The following is a 23810-nucleotide window of genomic DNA, read 5'->3' as shown; positions in this document are numbered from 1 at the left end:
GACATAAATGTTTAAAAAATCCATGACAATCGCCGGTTTTGATGACGAATTGTTCCAGGCGATGGAAGAAGAGCGTCATCGTCAGGAAGATCATATCGAGCTGATTGCCTCTGAAAACTACGCCAGCCCGCGCGTGATGGAAGCACAGGGTTCCCTGCTGACCAACAAATATGCCGAAGGCTACCCGGGCAGACGTTATTACGGTGGTTGTGAATTTGTCGACAAGGCCGAGCAACTGGCGATTAACCGCGCCAAGGAACTGTTCGGCGCCGACTACGCCAACGTCCAGCCCCACTCCGGCTCTCAGGCCAACATGGCCGTGTTCATGGCTCTGATTCAGCCCGGCGACACCATTTTAGGTCTGGCGCTGTCCGATGGCGGCCATTTGACGCACGGCGCCAAACCGAACTTTTCCGGCAAGATCTACAATGCCATACAATATCATCTGGATCCGAAGACCGGCCTGGTTGATTACGACGAAGTCAGACGCCTGGCGCTGGAACACCGCCCTAAAATGATCGTGGCCGGTTTTTCCGCCTATTCACGCGTCATGGACTGGGCGCGCTTCAGAGAAATCGCCGATGAAGTCGGCGCTTATCTGTTTGTCGATATCGCGCATGTTGCAGGCCTCATTGCCGCCGGACTGTATCCCAACCCCATGCCTTATGCCGATGTCGTTACCAGCACCACGCACAAAAGCCTGCGCGGCCCTCGCGGCGGCCTCATCCTGTGCAAAAGCAACCCGGACCTGGAGAAAAAGCTCGACTCCAATATTTTCCCGGGCATTCAGGGCGGCCCTTTAATGCATGTCATCGCGGCAAAAGCCGTGGCTTTCAAGGAAGCCATGCAGCCTGAATTCCGCACTTATCAACAGCAAGTGATCAAGAATGCCAAAGCCATGGCCGAAGTATTCATGAATCGCGGCTTTGACGTCGTTTCGGGCGGCACTGACAACCACCTGATGCTGGTTTCGCTGATTCCTAAAGGCATCACCGGTAAAGCCGCTGACGCCGCCTTAGGCAAAGCGCATATTACCGTTAATAAAAATGCCGTGCCTAACGACCCTGAATCGCCTTTTGTCACCAGCGGCATTCGCGTCGGCACGCCGGCACCGACGTCGCGCGGCTTTAAAGAGCCACAAATGATTGAAATCGCCAACCTGATGTGCGATGTCATGGAAAACATGGATGACGAAAACGTCATCGCCGCAGTGCGCGAAAAAGTCAGCCTGCTGTGCGCTCGCTTCCCTGTTTACAGTGAATAAGCTGTAAAAAACAGATTAAGCCCTTACATGGCCTGCTTCATTAATCTGAATGAAGCAGGCTTTTGACGTTTACTGAATTGAAAAATCACATCAGATCGGGAGGTACTATGTCTGATATTGAAATCGCCCAGAAGGCGAACATGAAACCCATCATCGGATTGGTTAAAGAGCAATACGGCATTGATGCCGAGTATCTGGACCCTATCGGCCATTACAAAGCGAAAATGTCGCTGGAATACGTCAATAGCCTGAGCGACAAGAAAGACGGCAAGCTGATTCTGGTGACGGCGATCAGCCCGACTCCGGCCGGTGAAGGCAAAACCACCACAACGGTGGGGCTTGGCGATGCCTTGAACCGCATCGGCAAAAAAGCCATGATGTGCCTGCGTGAGCCATCCCTGGGCCCTTGCTTCGGTGTCAAAGGAGGAGCAGCTGGCGGCGGATACTCGCAAGTCGTGCCGATGGAAGACATCAACCTGCATTTTACCGGTGATTTCCATGCGATCGGTGTAGCGCACAACCTGCTGTCAGCCTTGATAGACAACCACATCAACCACGGCAACGAGCTGGACATAGACCCCCGGCGCATCCAGTGGAAGCGCGTCGTCGACATGAACGACCGCGCCCTGCGCAATATTGTCGTCGGCATGGGCGGTCCCGCCAACGGTTATCTGCGTGAAGACGGCTATGACATCGTCGTCGCCTCCGAAATCATGGCGATTCTGTGCTTGGCGACAAGCCGCGCCGACCTGAAAGAACGCCTCGGCCGCATCGTGATCGGCTACAAATCCGACAAAGTGACGCCGGTTTATGCCCGCAACCTGAAAGCGCACGGCGCGATGGCGGCCTTGTTAAAGGACGCGATCAAGCCGAACCTCGTGCAAACACTGGAAAACAACATCGCGATCATCCACGGAGGCCCGTTCGCCAATATCGCGCACGGCTGCAACACGGTCACGGCGACCAAAACCGCCCTGAAACTGGCCGACTATGTCGTCACCGAAGCCGGCTTCGGCGCCGATCTGGGCGCTGAAAAATTCATCGACATCAAATGCCGCATGTCTGACCTGAAACCGTCGGCCGTCGTGCTGGTCGCCACTGTCAGGGCACTGAAATTTCATGGCGGCGTAGCCAGGGAAGAACTGAATGTCGAAAATCTGGCGGCTCTGGAAAAAGGCTTTGAAAACCTGGAACGGCACCTGAGCAATATCAACAACCATTACGGCCTGCCCTGCGTGGTCTGCATCAATCATTTCACATTCGATACCGATGCCGAAATCGCATTGCTGAAAGCAAAATGCGAAGCCTTGGGTGCAAAATGCGTTGTTTCCAAACATTGGGCTCAAGGCAGCGCCGGCGCCGAAGAACTGGCTCGGGAAATCGTCAACATCGTGGATAACCGCGAACCGGGCTTCAGCTATGTTTATGACGAGAACCTGAGCCTGTGGGAAAAAATCGAAACCATCGCCACCAAGCTGTACGGTGCGGCAGGCGTTACGGCCAATGCCAAAGTCAAGGGACAATTGGCGGCCTGGGAAGCCGACTATGGCAAATTCCCGGTCTGCATGGCGAAGACCCAGATGTCATTCTCGACCAATCCGAACGCTAAAGGCGCGCCTAGCGGCCACACGGTCGAAATCAGGGATGTCAGGCTGGCCAACGGTGCCGGCTTCATCGTCGCCATTGCCGGCGACATGATGACCATGCCGGGCCTGCCTAAGGTGCCGGCCGCGGAACGGATTGATATTGATGACAACGGCAAAATTACCGGCTTGTTTTAACCTTAATCGGCTCCACTAGAGCAATTATCTTTTAGATAAAAACATGATATAAACTAACCTCTTGTTAAACGAAATGAGCCATTTTTATCATGCCCAAGCCTTATTCCGAAGATTTACGCAGCCGGGTGGCTGAAGCGGTTGCCGCAGGCCACACCGTGCGGGCCGTGGCTTTACAATACAAAGTCAGTCCGGCCTTTGTCTGCCGAATGCACGCCTTGTGGCGTGAAACCGGAGCCGTTCAAGGCAAGCCCTTTGGCGGCTACAGACGCTCGCGGCTGGAACCTTATGAAGCCGCCATCAAGGAACAGTTAGCGAGTAGTCCGTCGATGACCTTGCAGGAACTGCAGGCTTGGCTGGGACGCGAACACAGCCTAAGTGTTTCGATCTCGGCCATTGATAAGTTTATTAGGCGCAAGCTGGGCTATCGCTATAAAAAAAACGCTGGTCGCCAGTGAGCAGCAACGCGCAGATGTCGCGATGGCCCGAGAGCAATGGCAAGCCTGGCAGCAAACCTGCGATCTGTCGAAGTTGGTGTTTCTGGATGAAACGGGCGTCTCCACGAACATGATCCGTCGCTATGGCCGGGCCTTGGGTGGCGCCCGCTGTCGGGATGCGGCACCGGCAGGCCATTGGCAAACCCTGACCTTCATTGCCGGCTTGCGTGCCGACCGGCTCACCGCGCCCTGGTGTCTGGACCAGGCCATGACGGGCGAAGCCTTCAAGGAATATCTGCGCTCGCAACTGGGACCGACCTTGAAGCCCGGCGACATCGTCATCTGTGACAATCTGTCCGCCCATAAGGTGGCGGAAGTCCAGTCCATTGTTGAAGCGCACGGGGCGACGATCCAATATCTGCCGCCCTATAGTCCTGAGCTGAATCCGATCGAGCAAGTCTTCGCCAAACTGAAGGCGTTGCTGCGCAAGGCCGCCGAGCGCACTTACGACAAGCTCTGGCAACTCATTGGTAAGCTGTTGGATGAGTTTCAAGCGGATGAGTGCCTCAATCTCTTCAGGCATTCAGGCTATGTTTCTACGTAATAGATAATTGCTCTAGCCTGGTAAAAAAAAGCCTCTGACGGTTAACCGTCAGAGGCTTTTTTTATTTGTAGCAGAGTCTGCAGGGCGGGTTAGACGCGCTAATCACTGAATGTTCCGCCAGCAGTCGCTCTCCGCGGGTCGTAACCCGCCTACGCTAGAGGATTAACCGGTATAATAGGCGTTAAGCCCTTGCATAACCGCCTCTTTATCGATATCCGCGCCCATGTTGATCATGGCATCGACAAAGCGGCCGATGATGTCGCTAATCGCTTCAACGGTCAGCTGATTCAGGATACCGATGCGTATCTGCACTGGTTCTGACAAGGTCGTCCAAATCGCAAAGCCTTCGGCCCGACACTTAGTGACCAGCTCTTTTTCCTTACCGGCCAGATTACCGGGCAAATTCAATACGACCAGACTGGTCATATTGGAAGTGACTTCGCACCCCATGGCTTGAACGGCCTGCTTCAGTGCAGCCTCATGATAAGCATAGTCGGCCGCCTTTTGCTTGACCGTATGTGTCAGCAGAATGCGCAAAGCTTCATGGAACGCGGCCACGGCATAAGACGAATGCGTACGGTGATAAACCGCCGCCGCATCCTGCCCGTCCACGATGCCCCAGTGACGCGCTTCCAGAATAGGATGGTGCACATAGGTGTAACAGCCGCGTCTGGCTAAAAGGTTAATTGCTTCATCTCTGAAACTGACCGGCGCATAAGTCAACGGCAGGCTCAATACGCCTTTTTGCGGGCAAGACGCCCAAGCGACGATGGCCGGATAGTCATCGATGCTAAAATCGGCGACGCCCAGGCTGGATACCGCATCGACAATGCCCATGACGCCATGTTTGGCGCAGGCGTCATTAAAACCTTTCAGGTCATTGACACGACCGCTACCAGTTTCCCAGTGCGCCATAAAAGCCCACATCGGTTTGTGTTTAGCCAATTCCGCATCGACGATTTCGCCGGTCACGGATTGCCCATGGGGCACATTGACCACCGTCACATTGGCAGGTTTTGGATTTAATGGATCAGCCGCCAAATCCTGAATACTGGATGCCTTCATGCGGATCGCCTGCCCGTCAATGCCGCTAAAAGTACCGTTAACGAACGCGACAACTTTATCGCCCGGAAGAATCAGACTGAATACACAATCCAGGCCGCTGAAACCGGTACCGGCAACACCGTAAGTATAAGTATTTTTTGTACCCCATACTTCGCGGAGCATCTGTTTAGCTTCAATCATCCCTCTCACAACATCGGCTTGCATGTGATCGGCAACACCGGTTTTGCACAAGCGCTCGAGCACCCTGGGATCTGTGTTACCAGGACCGGGACCGGCGGCTAGCGTATTGGGGATTTCCAAAGCTGGAAAAATAGTCATTGAAAGCTCCTAAACTAATTACTGTATAACGAGAGAGTAGAGACAGAACCAATCCATGTGCCTACTACTCAGACACGACCTGACAAGTCAGGCCGTGTCATCATAGCAAAAAACAATTAACTGGATCTTGCATCAAACCCGCAAATTGTGACTGAGTTTTGCATAAAACCCATGAATTAACTGTTTATCAAGCGAAAATGACTTAACTACAGGCATTTCCGTCTTTATTTCACCAGGCTCAGCAAAATACCGGCGGCGACCGCCGAGCCGATCACGCCGGCCACGTTCGGGCCCATCGCGTGCATGAGCAGGAAGTTGTGCGGATTGCTCTCCAGGCCCAGCTTGTTGGCGACGCGCGCCGCCATCGGCACGGCCGACACGCCGGCCGCGCCGATCAGCGGGTTGATCAGCGTCTTGCTGAATTTGTTCATCAGCTTGGCCATCAGCACGCCGGCCGCCGTGCCGATCGCGAACGCCGCCGCGCCCAGGGCCAGAATCCCCAAGGTCTCCATCTGCAAAAACGCCTCGGCGCTGAGCTTGGAGCCGACCGACAGCCCCAAAAAGATGGTCACGATGTTGATCAGCTCGTTCTGGGCGGTCTGGCTGAGCCGGTCGACCACGCCGCAGGCGTTCATCAGGTTGCCCAGCGCGAACATGCCGACCAGCGGCGCGGCCGACGGCAGCAGCAGCGCGGTCAGGGCGATCAAGAGCAGCGGGAAGACGATCTTCTCGGTGCGGCCGACCGTGCGCATCTGCTGCATCTCGATGCGGCGCTCGGCTTCCGTGGTCAAAGCGCGCATGATCGGCGGCTGGATCAAGGGCACCAGGGCCATGTACGAATAGGCCGCGACCGCGATCGCGCCGAGCAGGTCCGGCGCCAGGCGCGAGGCCACGTATATCGCGGTCGGGCCGTCGGCGCCGCCGATGATGGCGATGGCCGCCGCATCCTTCAGGCTGAATTCCAGGCCCGGCACGATGTTCAGCGCCAGGGCGCCGAGCAGGGAGGCGAAGATGCCGAACTGCGCGGCCGCCCCGAGCAATAAGGTCTTCGGGTTGGCCAGCAGCGGCCCGAAATCGGTCATGGCGCCGACGCCCATGAAGATCAGCAGCGGAAACAGCCCGCTCTTGATGCCGAAATACAGGTAATAGAGCAGGCCGCCCTCGTCGGCGATGCCGGCGACCGGGATGTTGCTGAGGATCGCGCCGAAGCCGATCGGCAGCAGCAGGAGCGGCTCGAAGCCTTTCTTGATGGCCAGGAACAGCAGCAGGAAGCCGACCAGCATCATGAGCGCCTGGCCGCCGGTCATATTGTACAGGCCGGTGCTGTGCCAGAGTGAAAGCAGATTGTCCATCGGATGAGTCTCGTCTGATAATCAGGGAAGGCCCCGCCTCGGGCGGGGCGGTGCTATTACAGGCTGATCAGGGTGTCGCCGACCGTGACCGCGGCCCCTTCCTTGGTATGCACGGCGCTGACGATGCCGCTGGCCCGCGAGCGCACTTCCGTTTCCATCTTCATGGCTTCCATGATCACCACCACATCGCCCTCGGCTACGGCGCTGCCGACCTGCACCAGCACTTTCAGGATCGTGCCGGCCATCGGCGCCTCGACCGAGACGCCGTCGCCGGCTACGGCCGGGGCCGTGATGGCCACCGGCTGGATGCTGACGGCATTGCCGCCAGGGCCGACCGCGACGTTGAAATGGCGGCCGTCGACGTTGACGCTGTAGGTTTCCACGGCCTGGGCCGCCGGCGCCGGGGTGGGCGCGGGCGACACGGCCGGGGCCGGCACGCTGCCCGGCACCGGCTCGAAGGCGGCCGGATTGCCGCGGTTGGCCAGGAATTTCCAGCCGACCTGCGCGAACAGGCCGTTGATCAGCGCGTCCTCCTCGACATGCTCGCTGAGTTTGACGCCCTCGGCGCGGGCCTTGTCCTGCACCTCGGCGATCAGTCTGGCCATTTCCGGCGCCAAGAGGTCGGCCGGCCGGCCCGTGATCGGCTCGGCGCCGGCCAGCACGCGCGCCTGCAGCTCGGCATTGACCGGCGCCGGCGTGGCGCCGTATTCGCCCTTCAGCACGCCGGCCGTTTCCTTGGTGATGGTCTTGTAGCGCTCGCCGGCGATGACGTTCAGGACGGCCTGGGTGCCGACGATCTGCGAGGTGGGCGTGACCAAGGGGATGAAGCCCAGGTCCTCGCGCACGCGCGGGATCTCGGCCAGCACGGCGTCGAACTTGTCCTCGGCGCCCTGCTCCTTGAGCTGGCTTTCCATGTTGGTGAGCATGCCGCCCGGCACCTGCGAGACCAGGATGCGGCCGTCGACGCCTTTCAGGCTGCCTTCGAAGGCCGCGTATTTCTTGCGCACGTCGCGGAAATAGGCCGCGATCTCTTCCAGTTTGGCCAGGTCCAGGCCGGTGTCGCGGTCGGTGCCCGCGAGGCTGGCCACGATGGTTTCGGTCGGCGTATGGCCGTAGGTCATGCTCATGGAGGAGATGGCGGTGTCGACGTTGTCGATGCCGGCCTCGGCGGCCTTCAGCACGGCACCGGTGCTCAGGCCCGTGGTGGCGTGGCACTGCATGTGGATCGGGATAGCGACGCTGGCTTTCAGGCGCGTGACCAGCTCGAAGGCGTCATAGGGTTTGAGCAGGCCGGCCATGTCCTTGATGCAGATCGAGTGCGCGCCCAGGTCTTCGATCTGCTTGCCCAGGTCGACCCACAGGTCCAGGGTGTGCACGGGGCTGGTCGTGTAGGAGATCGTGCCCTGCGCGTGCGCGTCGGTCTGCAGCACGGCCTGCACGGCGCGCTGGATGTTGCGCATGTCGTTCATGGCGTCGAAGATGCGGAACACGTCGATGCCGTTGACGGCGCAGCGCTCGACGAAGGTGTCGACCACGTCGTCGGCGTAATGGCGGTAGCCGAGCAGGTTCTGGCCGCGCAGCAGCATCTGCTGGCGGGTACGAGGCATGGCTGCCTTGAGCTGGCGCAGGCGCTGCCAGGGGTCCTCGCCCAGGTAGCGGATGCAGGCATCGAAGGTGGCGCCGCCCCAGGTCTCCAGCGACCAGTAGCCGATCTGGTCGAGCTTGTCGCAGATCGGCAGCATGTCATCGATGCGCAGGCGCGTGGCCAGCAGGGATTGATGGGCATCGCGCAGGACGACTTCGGTGATGCCCAAGGGCTTGTTGTTATGTTGAGCCATGCTATAACCTTTTTGGGTTGGAGTTCGCGGACCTTATGGGTCGGTTTGCGGTTGTATGGGAAATTGGAACGCAGCCTGTCCCCCACGGCGCAGGCCGACGCGCATGGCACCCAGCAGCACGCCGGATGCCGACAGTCATTAATGCCGGGACCGGTACTGATGCACGGCCGCGCTAATCGCGGCGATCACGCTGGCGTCAGTGCTGGTGCTGGCCGCCGGCCGCACTGGGCTGGCGGCTGGCGGCGCATCCGGAAAATAGCGTTGCACCAGTGCCGACATCAGCTTCATGGCCAGCACCAGCATGGCCAGAAACAGGAAAACGAGGCCCATGCCGACCATCATTAACTCTACTCCGCTCATCATCAGTTCTGTCATATGGTTAAACCTTGCTGTTTAAAATTATCCGCCCATTATCCATAAAACTCATACTCTAAACAAACTAAGATAACTAAATTGATGTATTTTTTGGTTTATCATAAAGATATACTTATAATAACCATCAATCATACTTTTCCTAAATACTGAATTTTCGTGTAAAGTAGCGGCCTCTAAGCTAGCAGTTTTTTTACTATGGAAACTGCTGTAGGTCTGCATTTGTATTTTAAGAGTCAGTAATTAATGTTATCACTAGCTAGTATTGGGACCGCTGCCCTGTTTATGATCGCGCTCGGCGTGGTCCTCGCAGCAATCCTGGCTATCGCAAGTAAAAAGTTATTTGTCTATGAAGACCCCCGAATCGATGCCGTGGACGAGATGCTTCCGCAAGCTCAGTGCGGCGCTTGCGGGGTTCCCGGCTGCCGCCCTTTCGCCGAAGCGGTTGTCGCCGGCATTCGAAGCCCCTCCGGCTGCACCGTCAATACACCTGAAGCCAATCAATTGATCGCCGATTACATGGGCGTCGATGTCGGCAGCCAGGAAAAAGTCGTCGCCCGCCTGGCTTGCGCCGGCGGCACACACGTTGCTTATAAGCGAGCTCAATATCAGGGCATGAAATCCTGCCAGGCGGCATCGGTAATTGCCGGCGGCGGCAAAGGTTGCAACTGGGGCTGCCTGGGCCTGGGCGATTGCGCTGATGTCTGCGACTTTGACGCCATATTCATGGATGAGCACGGCCTGCCCATCGTCATTGAAGATAAATGCACGGCCTGCAACGATTGCGTCGTCGTCTGTCCCAAGGATTTATTCTCTCTGCAACCGGTCAGCCATCAATTGTTCGTTGCCTGCAAAAGTCTTGATGAAGGCGATGAAGCGCAGCACGAATGCGAAGTCGCCTGTACAGCCTGCGGAAAATGCGCTGTGGATGCGCCTAAAGGTTTAATCGAGATCAAAAACAATCTGGCCGTCATTGATTATGAAAAGTACGCAGATTTCACGGTAGACCGAACACCGATAGAACGCTGCCCGACCGGCGCTATCGTTTGGATAGACAGCAAATTGGGTACGACCCGCTCCAGCCACGGCAAAGAATCGAAGAAAAAGGTTCTGCGCACGGAATCACTGCCTTTGGGCTAACAGAATTTTTTCACATATTTAATTCTACAAAGCGCCTGAACCGGACGAGCCGGTTTTTGTACGCTTTTACTAGAGGAACCTTGAATGGCTTTTTTCGGCAAAAAAGAAACCAAAACGTTTAGATATCCTGGCATCCGCATGGCCATGGACGGCAGTGCGGCCGTCATCATGGTCGAGCGCGAATCCAGCGATGCTGCCGGCGCTTACCCGATCACCCCTTCGACCGACATGGGCGAAGGCTGGGCCGTGGAAATGGCCAATGGCTATCTGAACATCTCCGACCGGCCGCTGATTTTTGTCGAGCCTGAAGGCGAGCATGCCGCGGCCGGCGTTACCGCCGGCATGTCAATGTCCGGCCTCAGAGCCACCAACTTCACTTCCTCCCAGGGCGCCGCCTACATGCATGAATCCCTGTATGCGGCGGTGGGCAAACGGCTGCCTTATGTCCTGAACATGGCCTGCCGCGCGATCACGAAATCATCGCTGAACGTGCACTGCGGCCATGACGATTACCATTGTATCGATGATACCGGCTTCATTCAGGTCTTCGCCAAGGACAACCAGGAAGCGGCCGACCTGAACATCATCGGCCGTAAAATCGCCGAGCTGTCGCTGAACCCCATCGTCGTGGCGCAGGACGGTTTTTTAACGACGCATCTGATCGAAGCGCTGAACGTGCCGGAAAGAGAGCTGATCGAGGAATATCTGGGCCGCCCCGACGACATCATCAACACGCCGACCCCGGCGCAGCGCATTCTGTACGGCGCGACCCGCCGGCGCATCCCCGAACTCTGGACAGTCGACAAACCGATGATGTCGGGCGTAGTACAAAACCAGGACAGCTACATGCAGGCCGTTGCCGGCCAGCGCCCTTATTTCTTTGACCACGTCAGCGTATTCGCCGACGAATGCATGGACGAATGGTACGAATTGACCGGCCGGCGTTATCACCGTATCGGCCAGTACCGCTGTGACGATGCCGATTATCTGATCATCGCGCAGGGCAGCGTGCTTCATACGGCCGAAGTCACGGCCGATTATCTGCGCGAAAAACGCGGCATCAAGGTCGGCGTCGTCAACATGACCCTGTTCCGCCCGTTTCCGGGTGATCTGATCTCGCATGTCGCCAGAGGCCGCAAAGGTGTCACGGTCATGGAAAGAACCGACCAGCCCATGGCCGAAGATTTGCCGTTAATCCGCGAAATCCGCACTGCCATGGCCAAGGCCGTGGAAAACGGCAACTCCAGTGAATTGCCTTTCCCCGGCTACGCTACTTATAAAAGAGACACCGATTCATCGCCGCTGTATTCGGCCTCTTTCGGCCTGGGCAGCCGCGATTTGCAGCCGGAAGGCATTATCGCCGCCGTCGAGAACATGCTGCCGGACGGCAAGCATCAGAAATTCTTTTACCTGGGCATCCAGTTCGTGCGCGACCAGGCTTACTCGCCCAAACAGGAAATTCAGCAGCAGGCCGTCATCGATGCCTATCCGCATATCCGCGATCTGGCACTGACCGGCTCCGAAAACCCGAACCTGATGCCCGAAGGCGCGATTACCGTGCGCATGCACTCGGTCGGCGGCTGGGGCGCGATCACGACCGGTAAAAATCTGGCCATGACCCTGTTCGACCTGCTCGACTACGAGATCAAGGCCAACCCCAAATACGGCTCCGAGAAAAAAGGCCAGCCGACTACATACTACCTGTCAGCCGCGCCGGAAAAAATCCGCCTGGCCTGTGAATATGCGTTCGTGGACGTGGTCATTTCGCCCGATCCGAACGTCTTCACGCATTCAAACCCGCTGGCCGGCCTGAAGGAAAACGGCGTGTTTATCATTCAAAGCAGCCTGTCTTCGCCTGAAGAGGTCTGGCGCTCGTTTCCAAAAGCCTCACAGCGCTATATCGTCGACAAGAAAATCAAGGTTGCCTACATCGACGGCTTCAAGATCGCGCGCGAGGAAGCCAAAGACCCCGACCTGCAATTCCGTATGCAAGGCATTGCCTTCCAGGGCGCTTTCTTCGAGGCAGCGCCGCTGGCGGCCAACCTGAACAAAAGCAAGGACGAGATCCTGCATTCAATTTACGATACCCTCAACGCCAAATTCGGCAGCAAGGGCAAGCAGGTCGTCGAGGACAACTTCAGGACCGTTAAACGCGGCTTCCTTGAAACCCATGAAATCGATGTCAGCGCCATGGTCGTCGGCGATGTCGCGCCCTGGGCCGAGAAAAAAGAAGCCACAGCGCCGCTAACGTTATTGCGCAAGCCTGCCAACGACGATGCTATTTCCGACATCCATCGTTTCTTCGAGCAGACCGGCAGCAACTATATCAACGGCCGCGCCAATGAAAATCTGGCCGATCCGTTCATGGCGCTGAGCATCGTGCCGGCCGCGACGGGCATCTACCGCGACATGACGCAGATCCGTTTCGAGCATCCGACCTGGATCCCCGAGAACTGCACCGCGTGCGGCGACTGCTACACGGTTTGCCCTGACAGCGCCATTCCGGGCCTGATCAATACCGTCGGCGAGGTCTTCGAAACCAACATCAAGCGCATCGAAAAAAACGGCAAAACAGTCAAGCACCTGCGCCGCGCGATCCGCACTGTCGAGAAAAAATACCATGCATTGGCCGCGACGCGCTCGGAAGGCACGGCATTAACTCCGGTCTTCAACAAAGCCATCGGCGATACGATTGCCGAATACCCGGAAGCGGAACGCGCCGAAGTCTCGACCGAGTTCGAGTGGTTCAGGGACGCCATGGGCTCGTTTAAATTCGCGCTGACCAAACCCTATCACGACGCGGTCAACAAACGCACGCCCAATAACGGCGGCCTGTTCTCGATCACTATCAATCCCATGGCCTGCAAGGGCTGTATGGAATGCGTCAAGGTCTGTAACGATGATGCGTTAAAGGTGTCGACGCAAACGGTCGACAGCATCAAGACTTTGCGCGAAGACTGGGATTACTGGATGGACTTGCCGACCTCGAATCCGAAATACAATCGTATTGACGATATCGATGAAAAAGTCGGCGCCCTGACCAGCATGCTGCTGGACAAGAAAATCTACAGTTCGATGAACTGCGGCGACGGCGCGTGCCTCGGCTGCGGCGAGAAAACCATCATTCACCTGTTCACAGGCGCCGTGACGGCGCTCATGCAGCCGCGCGTCAAGAAGCAGGTCGCCAAAATCGAAGCGCTGATTGTCGGCATGGAGAAACACATCCGCCTGAAACTGGCGGAATCTCTCGATATCAACGATATCGAAGCCATAGAAGCCGCGATTGAAGCGAATAAAAATGTTGACCTGACCCTAGCAAAACTCAGCAGTGCTCTGGATGCGGGCAAACCGTCCAAGCCTATCGATGCAGGCTGGCTGAAATGGGCGTCACAGATTTCCGCCAAACTGAAACATTTGAAGTGGCTGTATCTTGAAGGCCCTACCGGCAACGGCCGCGTGGAAATGGGCATCACCAACAGCACGGGCTGTACGTCGGTCTGGGGCTCCACCTTCCCGTTCAACCCCTACCCGTTCCCGTGGGCCAACCACCTGTTCCAGGATGCGCCATCCCTGGCAATGGGCGTCTTCGAAGGCCACATGCTCAAAATGGCGGAAGGCTTCAAGGCCATACGCATGGCGGAACTGGAACTGGCCGGCAAGTACGACAAGGACGAGCACGACAGATTCTTCAAATATTTCGACTGGCGGCAATTCACGGAACAGGAATACCTGATGTGCCCGCCCGTGGTTTGCGTCGGCGGCGACGGCGCCATGTACGACATCGGCTTCCAGAACCTGTCGCGCTGCCTGATGTCAGGCATACCGATCAAGGTCCTGATCCTCGATACGCAGGTGTACTCGAACACCGGCGGCCAGGCCTGCACCTCCGGCTTCATCGGCCAGATATCTGACATGGCGCCTTACGGCCAGGAAGCCAAAGGCAAGTTCGAGCTGCGCAAGGAAATGAGCCTGCTCGCGATGGCACACCGGACATCCTATGTCATGCAGGGCGCCATCTCGCATGTCAACCACTTGCTGGAAGGTTACATCGACGGCCTGAATTTCCGAGGTCCCGCCGTTTTCAACATCTATGCCGTCTGCCAGCCCGAACACGGCGTGGCCGATGACGCATCGGAAATGCAAAGCCGCCTGGCCGTCGAGTCGCGCGCTTATCCGCTGCTGACCTTCGACCCGCGTCTGGGCGATACCTGGGAGGAGTGTACGTCCATTCAGGGCAACCCGGACCTTGATAAAGACTGGACAACTTACACGCTGAAGTTCGTCGATGAATACGGTCTCGAAGAAACCATGGAAGTGCCTATGATGTTCGCTGACTGGGCCTTGACGGAAGGCCGCTTCCGCAAGCACTTCAAGTTCGTGCCGCCGTCCCGGTGGACTGATGACATGGTGCCGCTGACCGAGTTTATCGACCTGTCCAGAGAGGAGAAAGCCGAGCATATCCCGTTCATTTGCGCCGTGCATCCGGATACGAATACGCTGGTGCGCGTGGTGGTCGATCCCGAAATCGTCCTGTCGACGATCGAGCGGCGCGATTTCTGGCGCATCCTGAAAGGCATCGTCGGCGCCAACCGGCCGACCATCGACTTGAAAGCGATAGCCGATCAGGCCAAAGCGGAAATGGCCTCCAGCATTGCCGCCAACCTGGTGAACATGGTAGGCGGCGGTGATGCCAGCGCTTTAGCCAGCCTATTGACTCCATCGGCCGTAACGGCCGCGCCGGTAGCCACCGCGGCAGAGTCCGCTCCTGCGCCAGCTGCGGCGGCACCTGCTGCGGCGACTGCCGCTCCGGCCGCTAAAGCCGTTGCCGGCGGGCATGAAGCGGTATGGATTGACACGCCCGACTGCACGACCTGTGATGAATGCGTCGACATTGCGCCGGCCATATTCCAGTATAATGCCGATAAAAAAGCCGTTGTCGTCAATCCGACAGCCGGTACTTATGAACAGATCGTGAAAGCCGCTGAAAAATGCACGGCCGTGATCATTCATCCCGGCACACCCTGGAACCCTGATGAGCCCAATCTCGAAAAGCTCATCAAACGTGCGGAGAAGTTTCAGTAAGGACAATTTCTATCTTTAAGGCTTAAACCCAAGATGGATTAAACTGTAAATCTTACGAATGACTGCGGATGCAGTTGCTTAGAGCCCGAAGGAAAGCCCGCACATTAACCCTATTGTGCAAGGCTTGTCCTTCGGGCTCTTCGTGGTTTATGAACACGCTAATTCCTTAGCGTTGTTGTGATTTTTATACTAGTCAGGACTATGAGTTTACTAAAACTATTCGGTAGAAAAACCTTCCCCAAAGGTATACATCCCGCCGAATATAAGGAACAGACCAGCGCCAAACCGACCCGCCGGCTGCCTTTCGCGCCGCAGGTCATCGTGCCTTTGTCGCAGAATATCGGCAAGCCCTCGATCGCTATCGTGCACAAAGGCCAGTCCGTGGAGCGCGGCGAGGTGATCGCTGTCGCTGACGGTCCGCTGTCCGTGCCGCTGCATGCCCCGGTCACGGGCACCGTCAAAGGCATCGAACTCATGCAGACGCCGTCCGGCGCCAAAAAAGACTGCATTATCATCGACACTCAGCCCAGCTCGTCTCAGATTCCGATCCGGGGCGAAGAGCGCGACATAGCGTCCATGAGCCGCGAGGAGCTGATCCAGGCTGTCAAGGATACCGGCATGGTGGGGCTGGGCGGAGGCAGTTTTCCGACGCACTTCAAGATGACCGTGCCGGAAGGCAAGCAAGTACACACGGTTATCGTCAACGGCTGCGAATGCGAGCCGTTTATGACGACCGATCACCGCGTCATGCTCGAAAACGTCAAGAACCTGATCCTAGGCATCCGCATCGCAATGAAATGCGTGGACGCCGGCAAGGCCATTATCGGCGTCGAGGACAACAAACCGGATGTTTTGGCCGCCATCAAGCCGCATCTGCCCCAGGACGGCAGCCTTACGATCGAAGCCGTCGAAACGAAGTATCCGCAAGGCGCCGAGAAAATGCTGGCCTATTCGCTGCTCGGCGTCGAGATTCCGGCCGGCGGCCTGCCGGCCGACGTCGGCCTGGCTGTATTCAATGTCGCGACACTGGCCGAGATCGGCCGCCTGCTGCCGCATAGCCAGGGGCTTATCGAGCGCGTTATCACCATTACCGGCGATGACCTGGAAAAACCCGGCAATTACATCGTCCCCATCGGCACGCCGTTGCGTTACATTCTGCAATATGCAAACTTTACCGGCGAACAGGCGGAACTGATACTCGGCGGCCCCATGATGGGCACGGCCGCCGCTTCACTGGATACGCCCGTTACTAAAGGCACCGGCACGGTCCTGGTGCTCGACCAGCGCGCCACTAAAAATGACGACATTCTGCCGTGCATCAAATGCTCCAAATGCCTGCAGGCCTGCCCGATCAACCTGAATCCGTGCGAACTGGGCCAACTGGCGGCCAAGCGGCGCTATGATGTCATGGAGGAACAGTACCACCTCAATGCTTGTTTCGAATGCGGCTGCTGCAGTTATGTCTGTCCGTCCAATATTCCCTTAGTGCAGTACTTCAGAATCGCTAAAGTACTGAATCGTGAAAGGCACCTGAACAATGGCTGAAAAATCACCCAAAATCGACATACGCACATCGCCCTATATCCGGCGGGCGCCGACCGTCACCGAGATCATGCGCCATGTGGTTTATGCCTTACTGCCGATCTGCGCCTATTCGATTTACCAGTTCGGCATCAGCGCCTTGGCGTCGATGATTATAACGACCTCAGCTTGCGTCGCAACCGAGCACTTTTTCTGCCGCATGGCCGAGAAGCGTTCGACCATCGGCGATTACAGCGCCGTCATCACGGGCCTGCTGCTGGCTCTGACTTTGCCGCCGGGCTTTCCACTGTGGATGGGCGTGGTCGGCGGCTTTGTCTCGATCGCGCTCGGTAAAGCCCTGTTCGGCGGCCTGGGGTTTAATGTGTTCAATCCGGCCCTGGTCGGGCGGGCATTTGTCCAGGCGGCGTTTCCGGTAGCGATTACGACCTGGACGCCGGCTTTTGCCGAGAACCGTTTCAGCGAATTCATCCCGTCCACGCTGGCCTTCCCGTTCATGACGGCCGAGCCTACCGCCGACTGGACGTTGAATACGGCCATCGACGGTTTCACCGGCGCGACCCCGCTGGCGCTAATGAAATTTCAAGGCATCATGACCGATGCACAGGATTTGTTTCTGGGCACGGTCGCGGGCTCGGCCGGCGAGCCCTCTTCATTGCTGATCTTGCTTTGCGGTGCTTATCTGATCTATAAGAAAATGCTCGATTGGCGCATTACCGCCGCCGTCATTTTCGGCACCTTCATAACGGCCGAAATCTTTTATCTTATGGACCCGTCTAAATACCCAAGCGCCAGCTTTATGATATTCTCGGGCGGCTTGATGTTTGCGGCCGTCTTCATGACCACCGATATGGTGTCATCGCCGGTCACGCCGCTGGGCATTTTCATTATCGGCTTTTTGATCGGCTTTATGACGGTCATCATCCGCCTGTTCGGTGCCTTGACCGAGGCGGTCATGTATGCGATTTTGTTCGGCAATGCCGCGACGCCCATCATTGAATCCTTCACTCAGCCACGTATTTTCGGCGCACGCAAAGATAAGGACTAAGCATGAGTACTCCCGATCCGCAGATTCCACAACTGCCTTCCAGTCTGTCACTGATCCAGAAACTGGGTGCCGTCGCCTTGATATCAGGCCTGTTGGTGGCCCTGGTTTATGAATACACGAAACCCATGATAGCCGACAATCAACGTGTGGCACTGGAAGGCGCCTTGTACAATGTGTTGCCGGCCAGCGCCAGCTCCCGCCTGACCTTTCGCCTGGAGGAGAGCGAGCTCATGCTGGTTCCGGACGATACGCCCAATGACGGCAATCTGATTTACGCCGGCTACGATCAAGACCATAAACTGGTCGGCATCGCCTTGACAGCGGCGGCGCAAGGTTATCAGGATACGGTAAAGATCCTGTATGCCTATGATCCGTACAGCAGCTGCATCAAGGATTTTGTCGTCTTGAAAAGCACGGAAACACCAGGCTTTGGCGATAAGATCGCTACCGATGAAAGTTTTCTGAAGAATTTCGAATGTCTGGACGCCAAAGTGAACGACGAGCAATCGGCCCTGGCCCATGATATTAAAACAGTCCGACATGGCACCAAGAAGAATCCCTGGGAAATCGATGCGATTGCCGGCGCCACGATTACCTCCAATGCCGTCGGGCGCATGCTCGATAAAAGCGGGCAACTCTTCCATCCCGCTATTGCCCAGAATTTAAACCTGCTGGAAAAAGCCCAGCTGACAACCCAACCGTAAAGAGGTGATGTATGTCGACGCCTGCCCCTAAACAAGAAACGCCACTGACGCTGGAAATATTTACCGCCGGACTGTGGAAGGAAAACCCCATTTTCGTCATGATGCTGGGTCTGTGCCCTACCCTGGCTGTCACCAATTCGCTGGCCAATGCCTTGGCCATGGGCGCGGCCACCATTTTCGTGCTGGTCGGTTCCAATGCCCTGGTCTCGGGACTGCGCCATTTCATCCCCAAACAAATCCGCATCACGACTTACATCATCATCATCGCGACTTTCGTGACGCTGGTGGATTACCTGATTCAGGCCATCAGCCTGGACATGTACAACGCCCTGGGCGCCTTTATCCAGCTCATCGTCGTGAACTGCCTGATTCTGGGCCGCGCCGAAGCCTATGCGTCCAAGAACGCGTTCAACAAATCCGTCGTCAGCGCCGCCGGCATGGGCGTGGGCTTTACCTTCGCGCTGGCCTGCCTCGGCAGCGTCAGGGAACTGCTGGGCTCCGGCAAACTGCTCGGCTTTCAGGTGTTCAGCGACAGCTTTGAACCGTGGGTCGTCATGATCTTGCCGCCCGGCGGTTTCATCGTGCTGGGCAGCTGGCTGCTGCTGTTCAAATGGGTCGAGCAACGTCGGACCAAGAAAATCATTGGCACTGATGCCGCCACGCATTGCACGGTCAAGCAGAACCCTTAACAGTTTGAAGTATTGGCCTTTTAATTACCTGAGATACCCGTCATGCAAACCGAATCATTAGGCTATCTGTTCCTGAATGCTTTTTTAATCAATAACTTCGTATTGGCGATGTTTTTAGGCCTGTGCCCTTTTGTCGGCACATCGGCAAAACGCGACACCGCGATCAACATGGGCTTGGCAACCACATTCGTGATGCTGATCAGCTCCATCTGCGCCTATGGCATCAATGCCATCCTGGTCAAGTACGATCTCGAATTCCTGCGCCTGATCAGTTTCATCGCCGTGATCGCTGCCGCGGTACAATTGGTGGAAATGATTCTGAAGAAATTCAGTCCGGTACTGTCTCGGGCTTTGGGCATTTATCTACCGTTAATCACGACCAACTGCGCGATCTTAGGCGTTGCTTTAATCCAGACCGCCAAAGGCTATGGCTTTCTGCAATCGGTGGCTTTCAGCGCCGGCGCCGGTGCGGGTTTCGCCCTCGCCCTGATTCTGATGGCCGGGCTGAGAGAAAAGCTGGAGCTGGCCAATATGCCCAGCATTACCCAGGCGGCCGGTTTGAGCATGATGCTGGCCGGCATTCTGTCCATGACGTTCATGGGCTTTGCAGGCTTGGGCGGCGGCGCGACGTAACTCATCAACAGGATATATTATGATTAACTTTTTAATTGCTTTCGGCATTATCTTTTCCTTGATGCTGGGCTGGATTCTGATTCAACAGGCGGCCAGAAAAGTGGCCGCTAAATACCCTGAGTTCGGCCCTGCCAAAGAGGAAGGCTTGGGTTGCGGCAAGAGTTGCGGTTGCCAGGGTAACCGCTGCGAAAACAAGGAATAAGCTTGGCTTCGATGAGTACGGCTCAGCATGGTTGAATGGCTGCATCTTTGCGCTGAACCTATCCTTTTAATCCGTCTCTAAAAATATTTGGCGCCGAACTGCCAAAATGAAATGATTTTCTTAACTTTGCGCGGATTTTTTATCATTTTTAAAATGTCGGCTTTTCAAATGCCCCCTGTATCCGTAGTTGCGCATTTACTATATTCTTGAAATCATTTTGCCAAGCAAAATTCAACTGGCTAATATACTAATAACTGGAACATCTTACTGGAGTTAAAAATGGGTATCAGCGTTACTAAACTGCTAATCGTATTAGCCATCATCATCATTATCTTCGGCACCAAACGCCTGCGTACGCTAGGCTCTGATTTGGGAGACGCGATCAAAAACTTTCGTTCGGCTGTTAAAGAAGGCGAAGAAGGTCAAACAGGCGACGAAGAAAAAGTTAACGATAGTGAAAAACCTTCCTCCAAAAGCGAAGAAAACTAGCTTTGTCATATTGGATTACATGTTCTTGACCTTTTCCATTTGGTTACAGTAATTGCCATCATCCATACTGTCAGGTCATCCCTATTTTTAAATCCCCGATATTTTTTAATGAATTTTGCAGGAGTTTCAATAGCCGGTTTTGCAGCTCAGCCATAGTTGTTTATACTTGTCGGTTTTATCAATCTATTCCAGTCGGACTGGTTTTTTCGTGCCGAATAAAAAATTGCGCGCGGTGGTAAACAAGCCAGTCCAACCATAATCCTTGAAGCATTCGATGAGTAAAACAACCGAAAATCTCCTGGTCAAAACTATTCTCTGGTGGGAAGAAAACATCCTTAACCGACCCTGGTGGCTACTTATATTCTCTCTGGTGGTCAGCGGTTTCATCTTTCAATATACAGCGAACAACCTCACCGTCAATACCAACACGGCCGAGATGATTTCTCCCGAACTGCCGTTCCAGCAGGATCGTATGCGTCTGGAAAAGGCTTTCCCCCAGGACGCCAACACTATATTGCTGGTTATAGAGGGCAAGACGCCCGAACAGACCTCCGCCGCAGTCAAGCGCATCAGCGCCGGCTTGCGCCAGCAAAAAGATCAGATCAAATCCGTTTACCTTCCCGATGAAGGCGAGTTTTTCGATCGCAACGGCTTGCTTTATCTGAGCATGCAAGAACTGCAAGATCTCTCCACGAAACTCGCCAATGCCCAGCCTTTTATGGGTAAGCTGTCGCAGGACAATAGTCTGAACGGGCTGTTCGATCTATTCGGGCAGGCGCTGGATGCTTCCAATGACATCGAGCTTGATATGAACGCTGTCTTCGGCAAGACCAGCGAAGCCTTGCAAGCGGCGCTGGAAGGCCGCCCCTATCAGCTATCCTGGCAACAACTGATGATGGACAGATCCTCGGGGCTGGGTGTCACCAAACGCTTTATCATCGCCACGCCGGTCTTGAATTTTCAGGAGTTTCTGCCCGCCGAGAAAAGCTTGACGGCCGTCAATCAGGTCATTGCCTCCTCACTGACTGACGATGTCTCCGATGTCAGCGTCCGCATGACCGGAGAAGTCGTGCTGGAGTACGAAGAAATGCAAACGGTTACCGAAGGCACCACCATTGCTGGTATCGCTTCGATGTTTTTGGTGTGCATCACGCTCTGGATCGCCTATCGTTCCTTCAAACTGATGTTCGCGACCTTTTTTACGTTGACCATGGGCCTGGTGCTATCCCTGGGCTTCGCTACATTCGCCATCGGGCACTTGAACATGATCTCGATTGCTTTCGGCGTGCTGTTTATTGGCATGGGCGATGCTTACTCCTCACATTTCTGCCTGCGCTACCGTGAACTGAGACAGCGCGGCGAATCACCGCGCCAAGCCCTGCGCGACACGCTCACGTCCACGGGCGGCTCGCTGGCCCTGTGCACACTCACAGCGGCGATCGGCCTGTTCGCCTTCATTCCGACCAATTATGTCGGCGTTTCGGAACTGGGCATCATTGCTGGCACCAGTCTGGTCATCGCGCTGTCAACGACCTTTACCGTCCTGCCGGCGCTAATAAAAATCATGCCGCCTAAAGTGCGGAAAATAGAAGAGAGCCAGCAAACCCATTCCAAGCTGGTATCGAACTGGCCGTTGGTCCATGCGCGCCCGATCCGCTGGATTACTTATGTTTTAGCCGCAGCCGCCCTGGTTCTGCTGACGCAGGTCAGCGTGGATTTCAATCCGATCAACTTGCGCGATCCCAACACCGAGTCGGTCAAAACCTTTAAATATCTGCTGCAATCCCAGGATACCTCGCCAATGACGCTGACATCCCTGGCGACATCCGAGGCGGAAGCACGGGACAAGGAAGCGCGCCTCGAAAAACTCAGCACGGTAGACAAGGCGTTGACGCTGTTCGACTTTATCCCCGAAGATCAGGATGACAAGCTGGCCTTGATAGAAGAACTCGCGCTGATAGTGGGCCCCGTGCTCGATCATTTCCCCGCGCCGGCTAAAGAGGACGCCAAAATCGAGTCCCTGCAAAAATTCCAGACAGTGCTCAAGCAACGCCTGGCTACGGACAACAACAGCGTCATGATCGAGCTGGATGCTACGTTGGATCGCTTCCTTGCCAAACTGCAATCGTTCGATGCCGAAACGCGTCAAACTATCCTGAACCGGCTTCAGGCCAGTATGCTAAATTCGTTGCCGTCAACCATCCAGATTTTGCGCAATAGCCTGCAGGCCGGCCAGATCGATCTGGAGACGCTGCCCGCGGATTTGAGCGAGCGCTGGCTCAGCAAGAATGGAATCTACCGGGTTCAGGCTTTTCCAAAAAAAGATTTGAACGATCTGGAAAATATGCGCGAGTTTATCCTGGATGCTCAGCAGGTTGACCCGCATGTCACTGATTTGCCGGTCAGTTATCTTGAGTCCATGAACGAGGTTATCCGCGCGTTCCAGCAGGCCTTTACCGTCGCCTTCGGCGTCATTACCCTGCTGCTGCTGGTTATTATGCGCAATGTCAAGGATACCTTGCTGGTGCTGTTGCCGTTGCTGCTCGCTTCCCTGTTCACGGCGGCCATGACCGTGCTGATCGATATGCCGTTTAATTTCGCCAACATCATCGCCTTGCCGCTGTTGTTCGGCCTCGGCGTGGACAGCGGCATCCATATGGCGCACCGACTGCACTACCTGAGTTCAAACGGCGGCAATATGCTTAGCAGCAGCGAGGCTCAGGGCGTTTTCTTCGGCACCCTGACCACGATATTCAGCTTCGGCAGTTTGGCGTTCACGACGCATCAAGGCACGGCTTCGATGGGCATTCTGCTCGCCATGGGCCTGCTCCTGACCTTGATTTGCGCGCTGGTCGTCCTGCCGGCATTTAGCATGCTCAGGCTCAAGCCGCACCATTCAAAGAAGCGATCAAATCAATCAGTTTTTTAACGACAAACTGACGACAATGCCGTTAGTCATGGATGATTAACGGCCTTTGATATCCCTCTACTTGAAATCCCACCCGCCTGATCGGCGAACTCGCTGCTTTTGCTGAACACCGGTCTCCCGACCCATCGATCCGGCCGCCGCAACCTGGCTCCGTGCTTGAAACTTCCAACCTCATGCAAGGCCGGTATGGTCTGCATATCTGGCGCAGCCAAACTGCTTTTTCCTGGATACTATCGGGGACTGGAACATCCCGATTCGCCCGGGCTTATTCCGGGATTGTGCTGGATTGGCGAGACTGGTTGAGAATATGGACAAGCCTTCTGCCGA

18 protein-coding genes are annotated in these 23810 nt (G+C 56.0%); 14 read left to right on the top strand and 4 right to left on the bottom strand.

The genetic code is table 11. The features are described from left to right. The first annotated feature begins 7 nt into the window (after window positions 1–7). The 4 genes from glyA to METLU_RS0102210 all read left to right on the top strand — a co-directional run bounded on the left by glyA (window position 8) and on the right by METLU_RS0102210 (window position 4083). Window positions 8–1264: a serine hydroxymethyltransferase gene (gene glyA / locus METLU_RS0102225; protein WP_027156797.1), complete on the top strand. Its 1257-nt coding sequence runs from the start codon at window positions 8–10 to the stop codon at window positions 1262–1264. 107 nt (window positions 1265–1371) lie between these two features. Next, window positions 1372–3045: a formate--tetrahydrofolate ligase gene (locus tag METLU_RS0102220; protein ID WP_027156796.1), complete on the top strand. Its 1674-nt coding sequence runs from the start codon at window positions 1372–1374 to the stop codon at window positions 3043–3045. 89 nt (window positions 3046–3134) lie between these two features. Next, window positions 3135–3500 carry a helix-turn-helix domain-containing protein gene (locus tag METLU_RS0102215; RefSeq protein ID WP_027156756.1) on the top strand — a complete coding sequence of 122 codons (366 nt, stop codon included), beginning with the start codon at window positions 3135–3137 and terminating at the stop codon, window positions 3498–3500. Next, a complete protein-coding gene (locus tag METLU_RS0102210; protein WP_196806481.1) occupies window positions 3439–4083 on the top strand; it encodes an IS630 family transposase in 645 nt (214 codons plus the stop codon). The genes METLU_RS0102215 and METLU_RS0102210 overlap by 62 nt, the downstream gene beginning before the upstream one ends. Before the next feature lie 162 nt (window positions 4084–4245). Here the strand turns inward: METLU_RS0102210 and METLU_RS0102205 are convergent, their stop codons facing one another. The 4 genes from METLU_RS0102205 to METLU_RS0102190 all read right to left on the bottom strand — a co-directional run bounded on the left by METLU_RS0102205 (window position 4246) and on the right by METLU_RS0102190 (window position 9031). Next, complete coding sequence (locus tag METLU_RS0102205; protein ID WP_027156794.1) at window positions 4246–5466, bottom strand: alanine--glyoxylate aminotransferase family protein; 1221 nt, start codon at window positions 5464–5466, stop codon at window positions 4246–4248. 224 nt (window positions 5467–5690) lie between these two features. After that, complete coding sequence (locus METLU_RS0102200) at window positions 5691–6818, bottom strand: sodium ion-translocating decarboxylase subunit beta (RefSeq protein ID WP_027156793.1); 1128 nt, start codon at window positions 6816–6818, stop codon at window positions 5691–5693. A 56-nt stretch (window positions 6819–6874) separates the two neighbouring features. Next, entirely contained in the window at window positions 6875–8656 is a 1782-nt protein-coding gene (gene oadA, locus METLU_RS0102195) for a sodium-extruding oxaloacetate decarboxylase subunit alpha (protein ID WP_027156792.1), read from the bottom strand. A gap of 138 nt (window positions 8657–8794) precedes the next feature. After that, window positions 8795–9031: an OadG family protein gene (locus METLU_RS0102190; protein WP_027156791.1), complete on the bottom strand. Its 237-nt coding sequence runs from the start codon at window positions 9029–9031 to the stop codon at window positions 8795–8797. A 243-nt stretch (window positions 9032–9274) separates the two neighbouring features. On the opposite strand from METLU_RS0102190, the gene METLU_RS0102185 reads away from it, so the two are divergent. The 10 genes from METLU_RS0102185 (at window position 9275) to METLU_RS0102140 (ending at window position 23483) form a co-directional block, all read left to right on the top strand. Continuing rightward, on the top strand, window positions 9275–10168 hold the full coding sequence (locus tag METLU_RS0102185; protein ID WP_231383530.1) for an RnfABCDGE type electron transport complex subunit B: 894 nt from the start codon (window positions 9275–9277) through the stop codon (window positions 10166–10168). An 84-nt stretch (window positions 10169–10252) separates the two neighbouring features. Next, a complete protein-coding gene (locus METLU_RS0102180; RefSeq protein WP_027156789.1) occupies window positions 10253–15250 on the top strand; it encodes a 2-oxoacid:acceptor oxidoreductase family protein in 4998 nt (1665 codons plus the stop codon). 201 nt (window positions 15251–15451) lie between these two features. After that, the gene (gene rsxC, locus METLU_RS0102175; RefSeq protein WP_027156788.1) at window positions 15452–16795 is read left to right on the top strand and encodes an electron transport complex subunit RsxC; all 1344 of its coding nucleotides are present in this window, start codon (window positions 15452–15454) and stop codon (window positions 16793–16795) included. After that, on the top strand, window positions 16788–17837 hold the full coding sequence (locus tag METLU_RS0102170; protein WP_027156787.1) for an RnfABCDGE type electron transport complex subunit D: 1050 nt from the start codon (window positions 16788–16790) through the stop codon (window positions 17835–17837). Before rsxC ends, METLU_RS0102170 begins: the two co-directional genes overlap by 8 nt. A 2-nt stretch (window positions 17838–17839) precedes the next feature. Continuing rightward, the gene (locus tag METLU_RS0102165; RefSeq protein WP_027156786.1) at window positions 17840–18541 is read left to right on the top strand and encodes an FMN-binding protein; all 702 of its coding nucleotides are present in this window, start codon (window positions 17840–17842) and stop codon (window positions 18539–18541) included. A gap of 11 nt (window positions 18542–18552) precedes the next feature. Continuing rightward, on the top strand, window positions 18553–19230 hold the full coding sequence (gene rsxE, locus METLU_RS0102160) for an electron transport complex subunit RsxE (RefSeq protein WP_027156785.1): 678 nt from the start codon (window positions 18553–18555) through the stop codon (window positions 19228–19230). Window positions 19231–19272: 42 nt separating this feature from the next. Further along, window positions 19273–19863: an electron transport complex protein RnfA gene (locus METLU_RS0102155; protein ID WP_027156784.1), complete on the top strand. Its 591-nt coding sequence runs from the start codon at window positions 19273–19275 to the stop codon at window positions 19861–19863. 19 nt (window positions 19864–19882) lie between these two features. Beyond that, window positions 19883–20065, top strand: a complete 183-nt coding sequence (locus tag METLU_RS0102150; protein WP_036242794.1) for a hypothetical protein — start codon at window positions 19883–19885, stop codon at window positions 20063–20065. A 279-nt stretch (window positions 20066–20344) separates the two neighbouring features. Further along, entirely contained in the window at window positions 20345–20554 is a 210-nt protein-coding gene (gene tatA, locus METLU_RS0102145) for a twin-arginine translocase TatA/TatE family subunit (RefSeq protein ID WP_027156782.1), read from the top strand. Window positions 20555–20828: 274 nt separating this feature from the next. Next, complete coding sequence (locus tag METLU_RS0102140; RefSeq protein WP_051299743.1) at window positions 20829–23483, top strand: MMPL family transporter; 2655 nt, start codon at window positions 20829–20831, stop codon at window positions 23481–23483. The last annotated feature ends 327 nt before the right edge of the window (window positions 23484–23810 follow it).

The sequence above is a fragment of the Methylobacter luteus IMV-B-3098 genome, from assembly GCF_000427625.1.
In the GTDB taxonomy this organism is placed as follows: Bacteria; Pseudomonadota; Gammaproteobacteria; order Methylococcales; family Methylomonadaceae; genus Methylobacter; species Methylobacter luteus.
Note: the sequence above shows the minus strand (reverse complement) of the source record. Positions and strands in the feature narration are given on the sequence as shown.

Excerpts from the sequence above, each read along its gene's own strand:
- METLU_RS0102215 (WP_027156756.1), top strand. The coding sequence starts at position 3,135 with ATGCCCAAGCCTTATTCCGAAGATTTACGCAGCCGGGTGGCTGAAGCG.
- rsxE (WP_027156785.1), top strand. The coding sequence starts at position 18,553 with ATGTCGACGCCTGCCCCTAAACAAGAAACGCCACTGACGCTGGAAATA.
- METLU_RS0102190 (WP_027156791.1), bottom strand. The coding sequence starts at position 9,031 with ATGACAGAACTGATGATGAGCGGAGTAGAGTTAATGATGGTCGGCATG.
- oadA (WP_027156792.1), bottom strand. The coding sequence starts at position 8,656 with ATGGCTCAACATAACAACAAGCCCTTGGGCATCACCGAAGTCGTCCTG.
- METLU_RS0102180 (WP_027156789.1), top strand. The coding sequence starts at position 10,253 with ATGGCTTTTTTCGGCAAAAAAGAAACCAAAACGTTTAGATATCCTGGC.
- METLU_RS0102150 (WP_036242794.1), top strand. The coding sequence starts at position 19,883 with ATGATTAACTTTTTAATTGCTTTCGGCATTATCTTTTCCTTGATGCTG.
- METLU_RS0102165 (WP_027156786.1), top strand. The coding sequence starts at position 17,840 with ATGAGTACTCCCGATCCGCAGATTCCACAACTGCCTTCCAGTCTGTCA.
- METLU_RS0102185 (WP_231383530.1), top strand. The coding sequence starts at position 9,275 with ATGTTATCACTAGCTAGTATTGGGACCGCTGCCCTGTTTATGATCGCG.
- METLU_RS0102170 (WP_027156787.1), top strand. The coding sequence starts at position 16,788 with ATGGCTGAAAAATCACCCAAAATCGACATACGCACATCGCCCTATATC.
- tatA (WP_027156782.1), top strand. The coding sequence starts at position 20,345 with ATGGGTATCAGCGTTACTAAACTGCTAATCGTATTAGCCATCATCATC.
- METLU_RS0102220 (WP_027156796.1), top strand. The coding sequence starts at position 1,372 with ATGTCTGATATTGAAATCGCCCAGAAGGCGAACATGAAACCCATCATC.
- glyA (WP_027156797.1), top strand. The coding sequence starts at position 8 with ATGTTTAAAAAATCCATGACAATCGCCGGTTTTGATGACGAATTGTTC.
- METLU_RS0102205 (WP_027156794.1), bottom strand. The coding sequence starts at position 5,466 with ATGACTATTTTTCCAGCTTTGGAAATCCCCAATACGCTAGCCGCCGGT.
- METLU_RS0102200 (WP_027156793.1), bottom strand. The coding sequence starts at position 6,818 with ATGGACAATCTGCTTTCACTCTGGCACAGCACCGGCCTGTACAATATG.
- rsxC (WP_027156788.1), top strand. The coding sequence starts at position 15,452 with ATGAGTTTACTAAAACTATTCGGTAGAAAAACCTTCCCCAAAGGTATA.
- METLU_RS0102140 (WP_051299743.1), top strand. The coding sequence starts at position 20,829 with ATGAGTAAAACAACCGAAAATCTCCTGGTCAAAACTATTCTCTGGTGG.
- METLU_RS0102155 (WP_027156784.1), top strand. The coding sequence starts at position 19,273 with ATGCAAACCGAATCATTAGGCTATCTGTTCCTGAATGCTTTTTTAATC.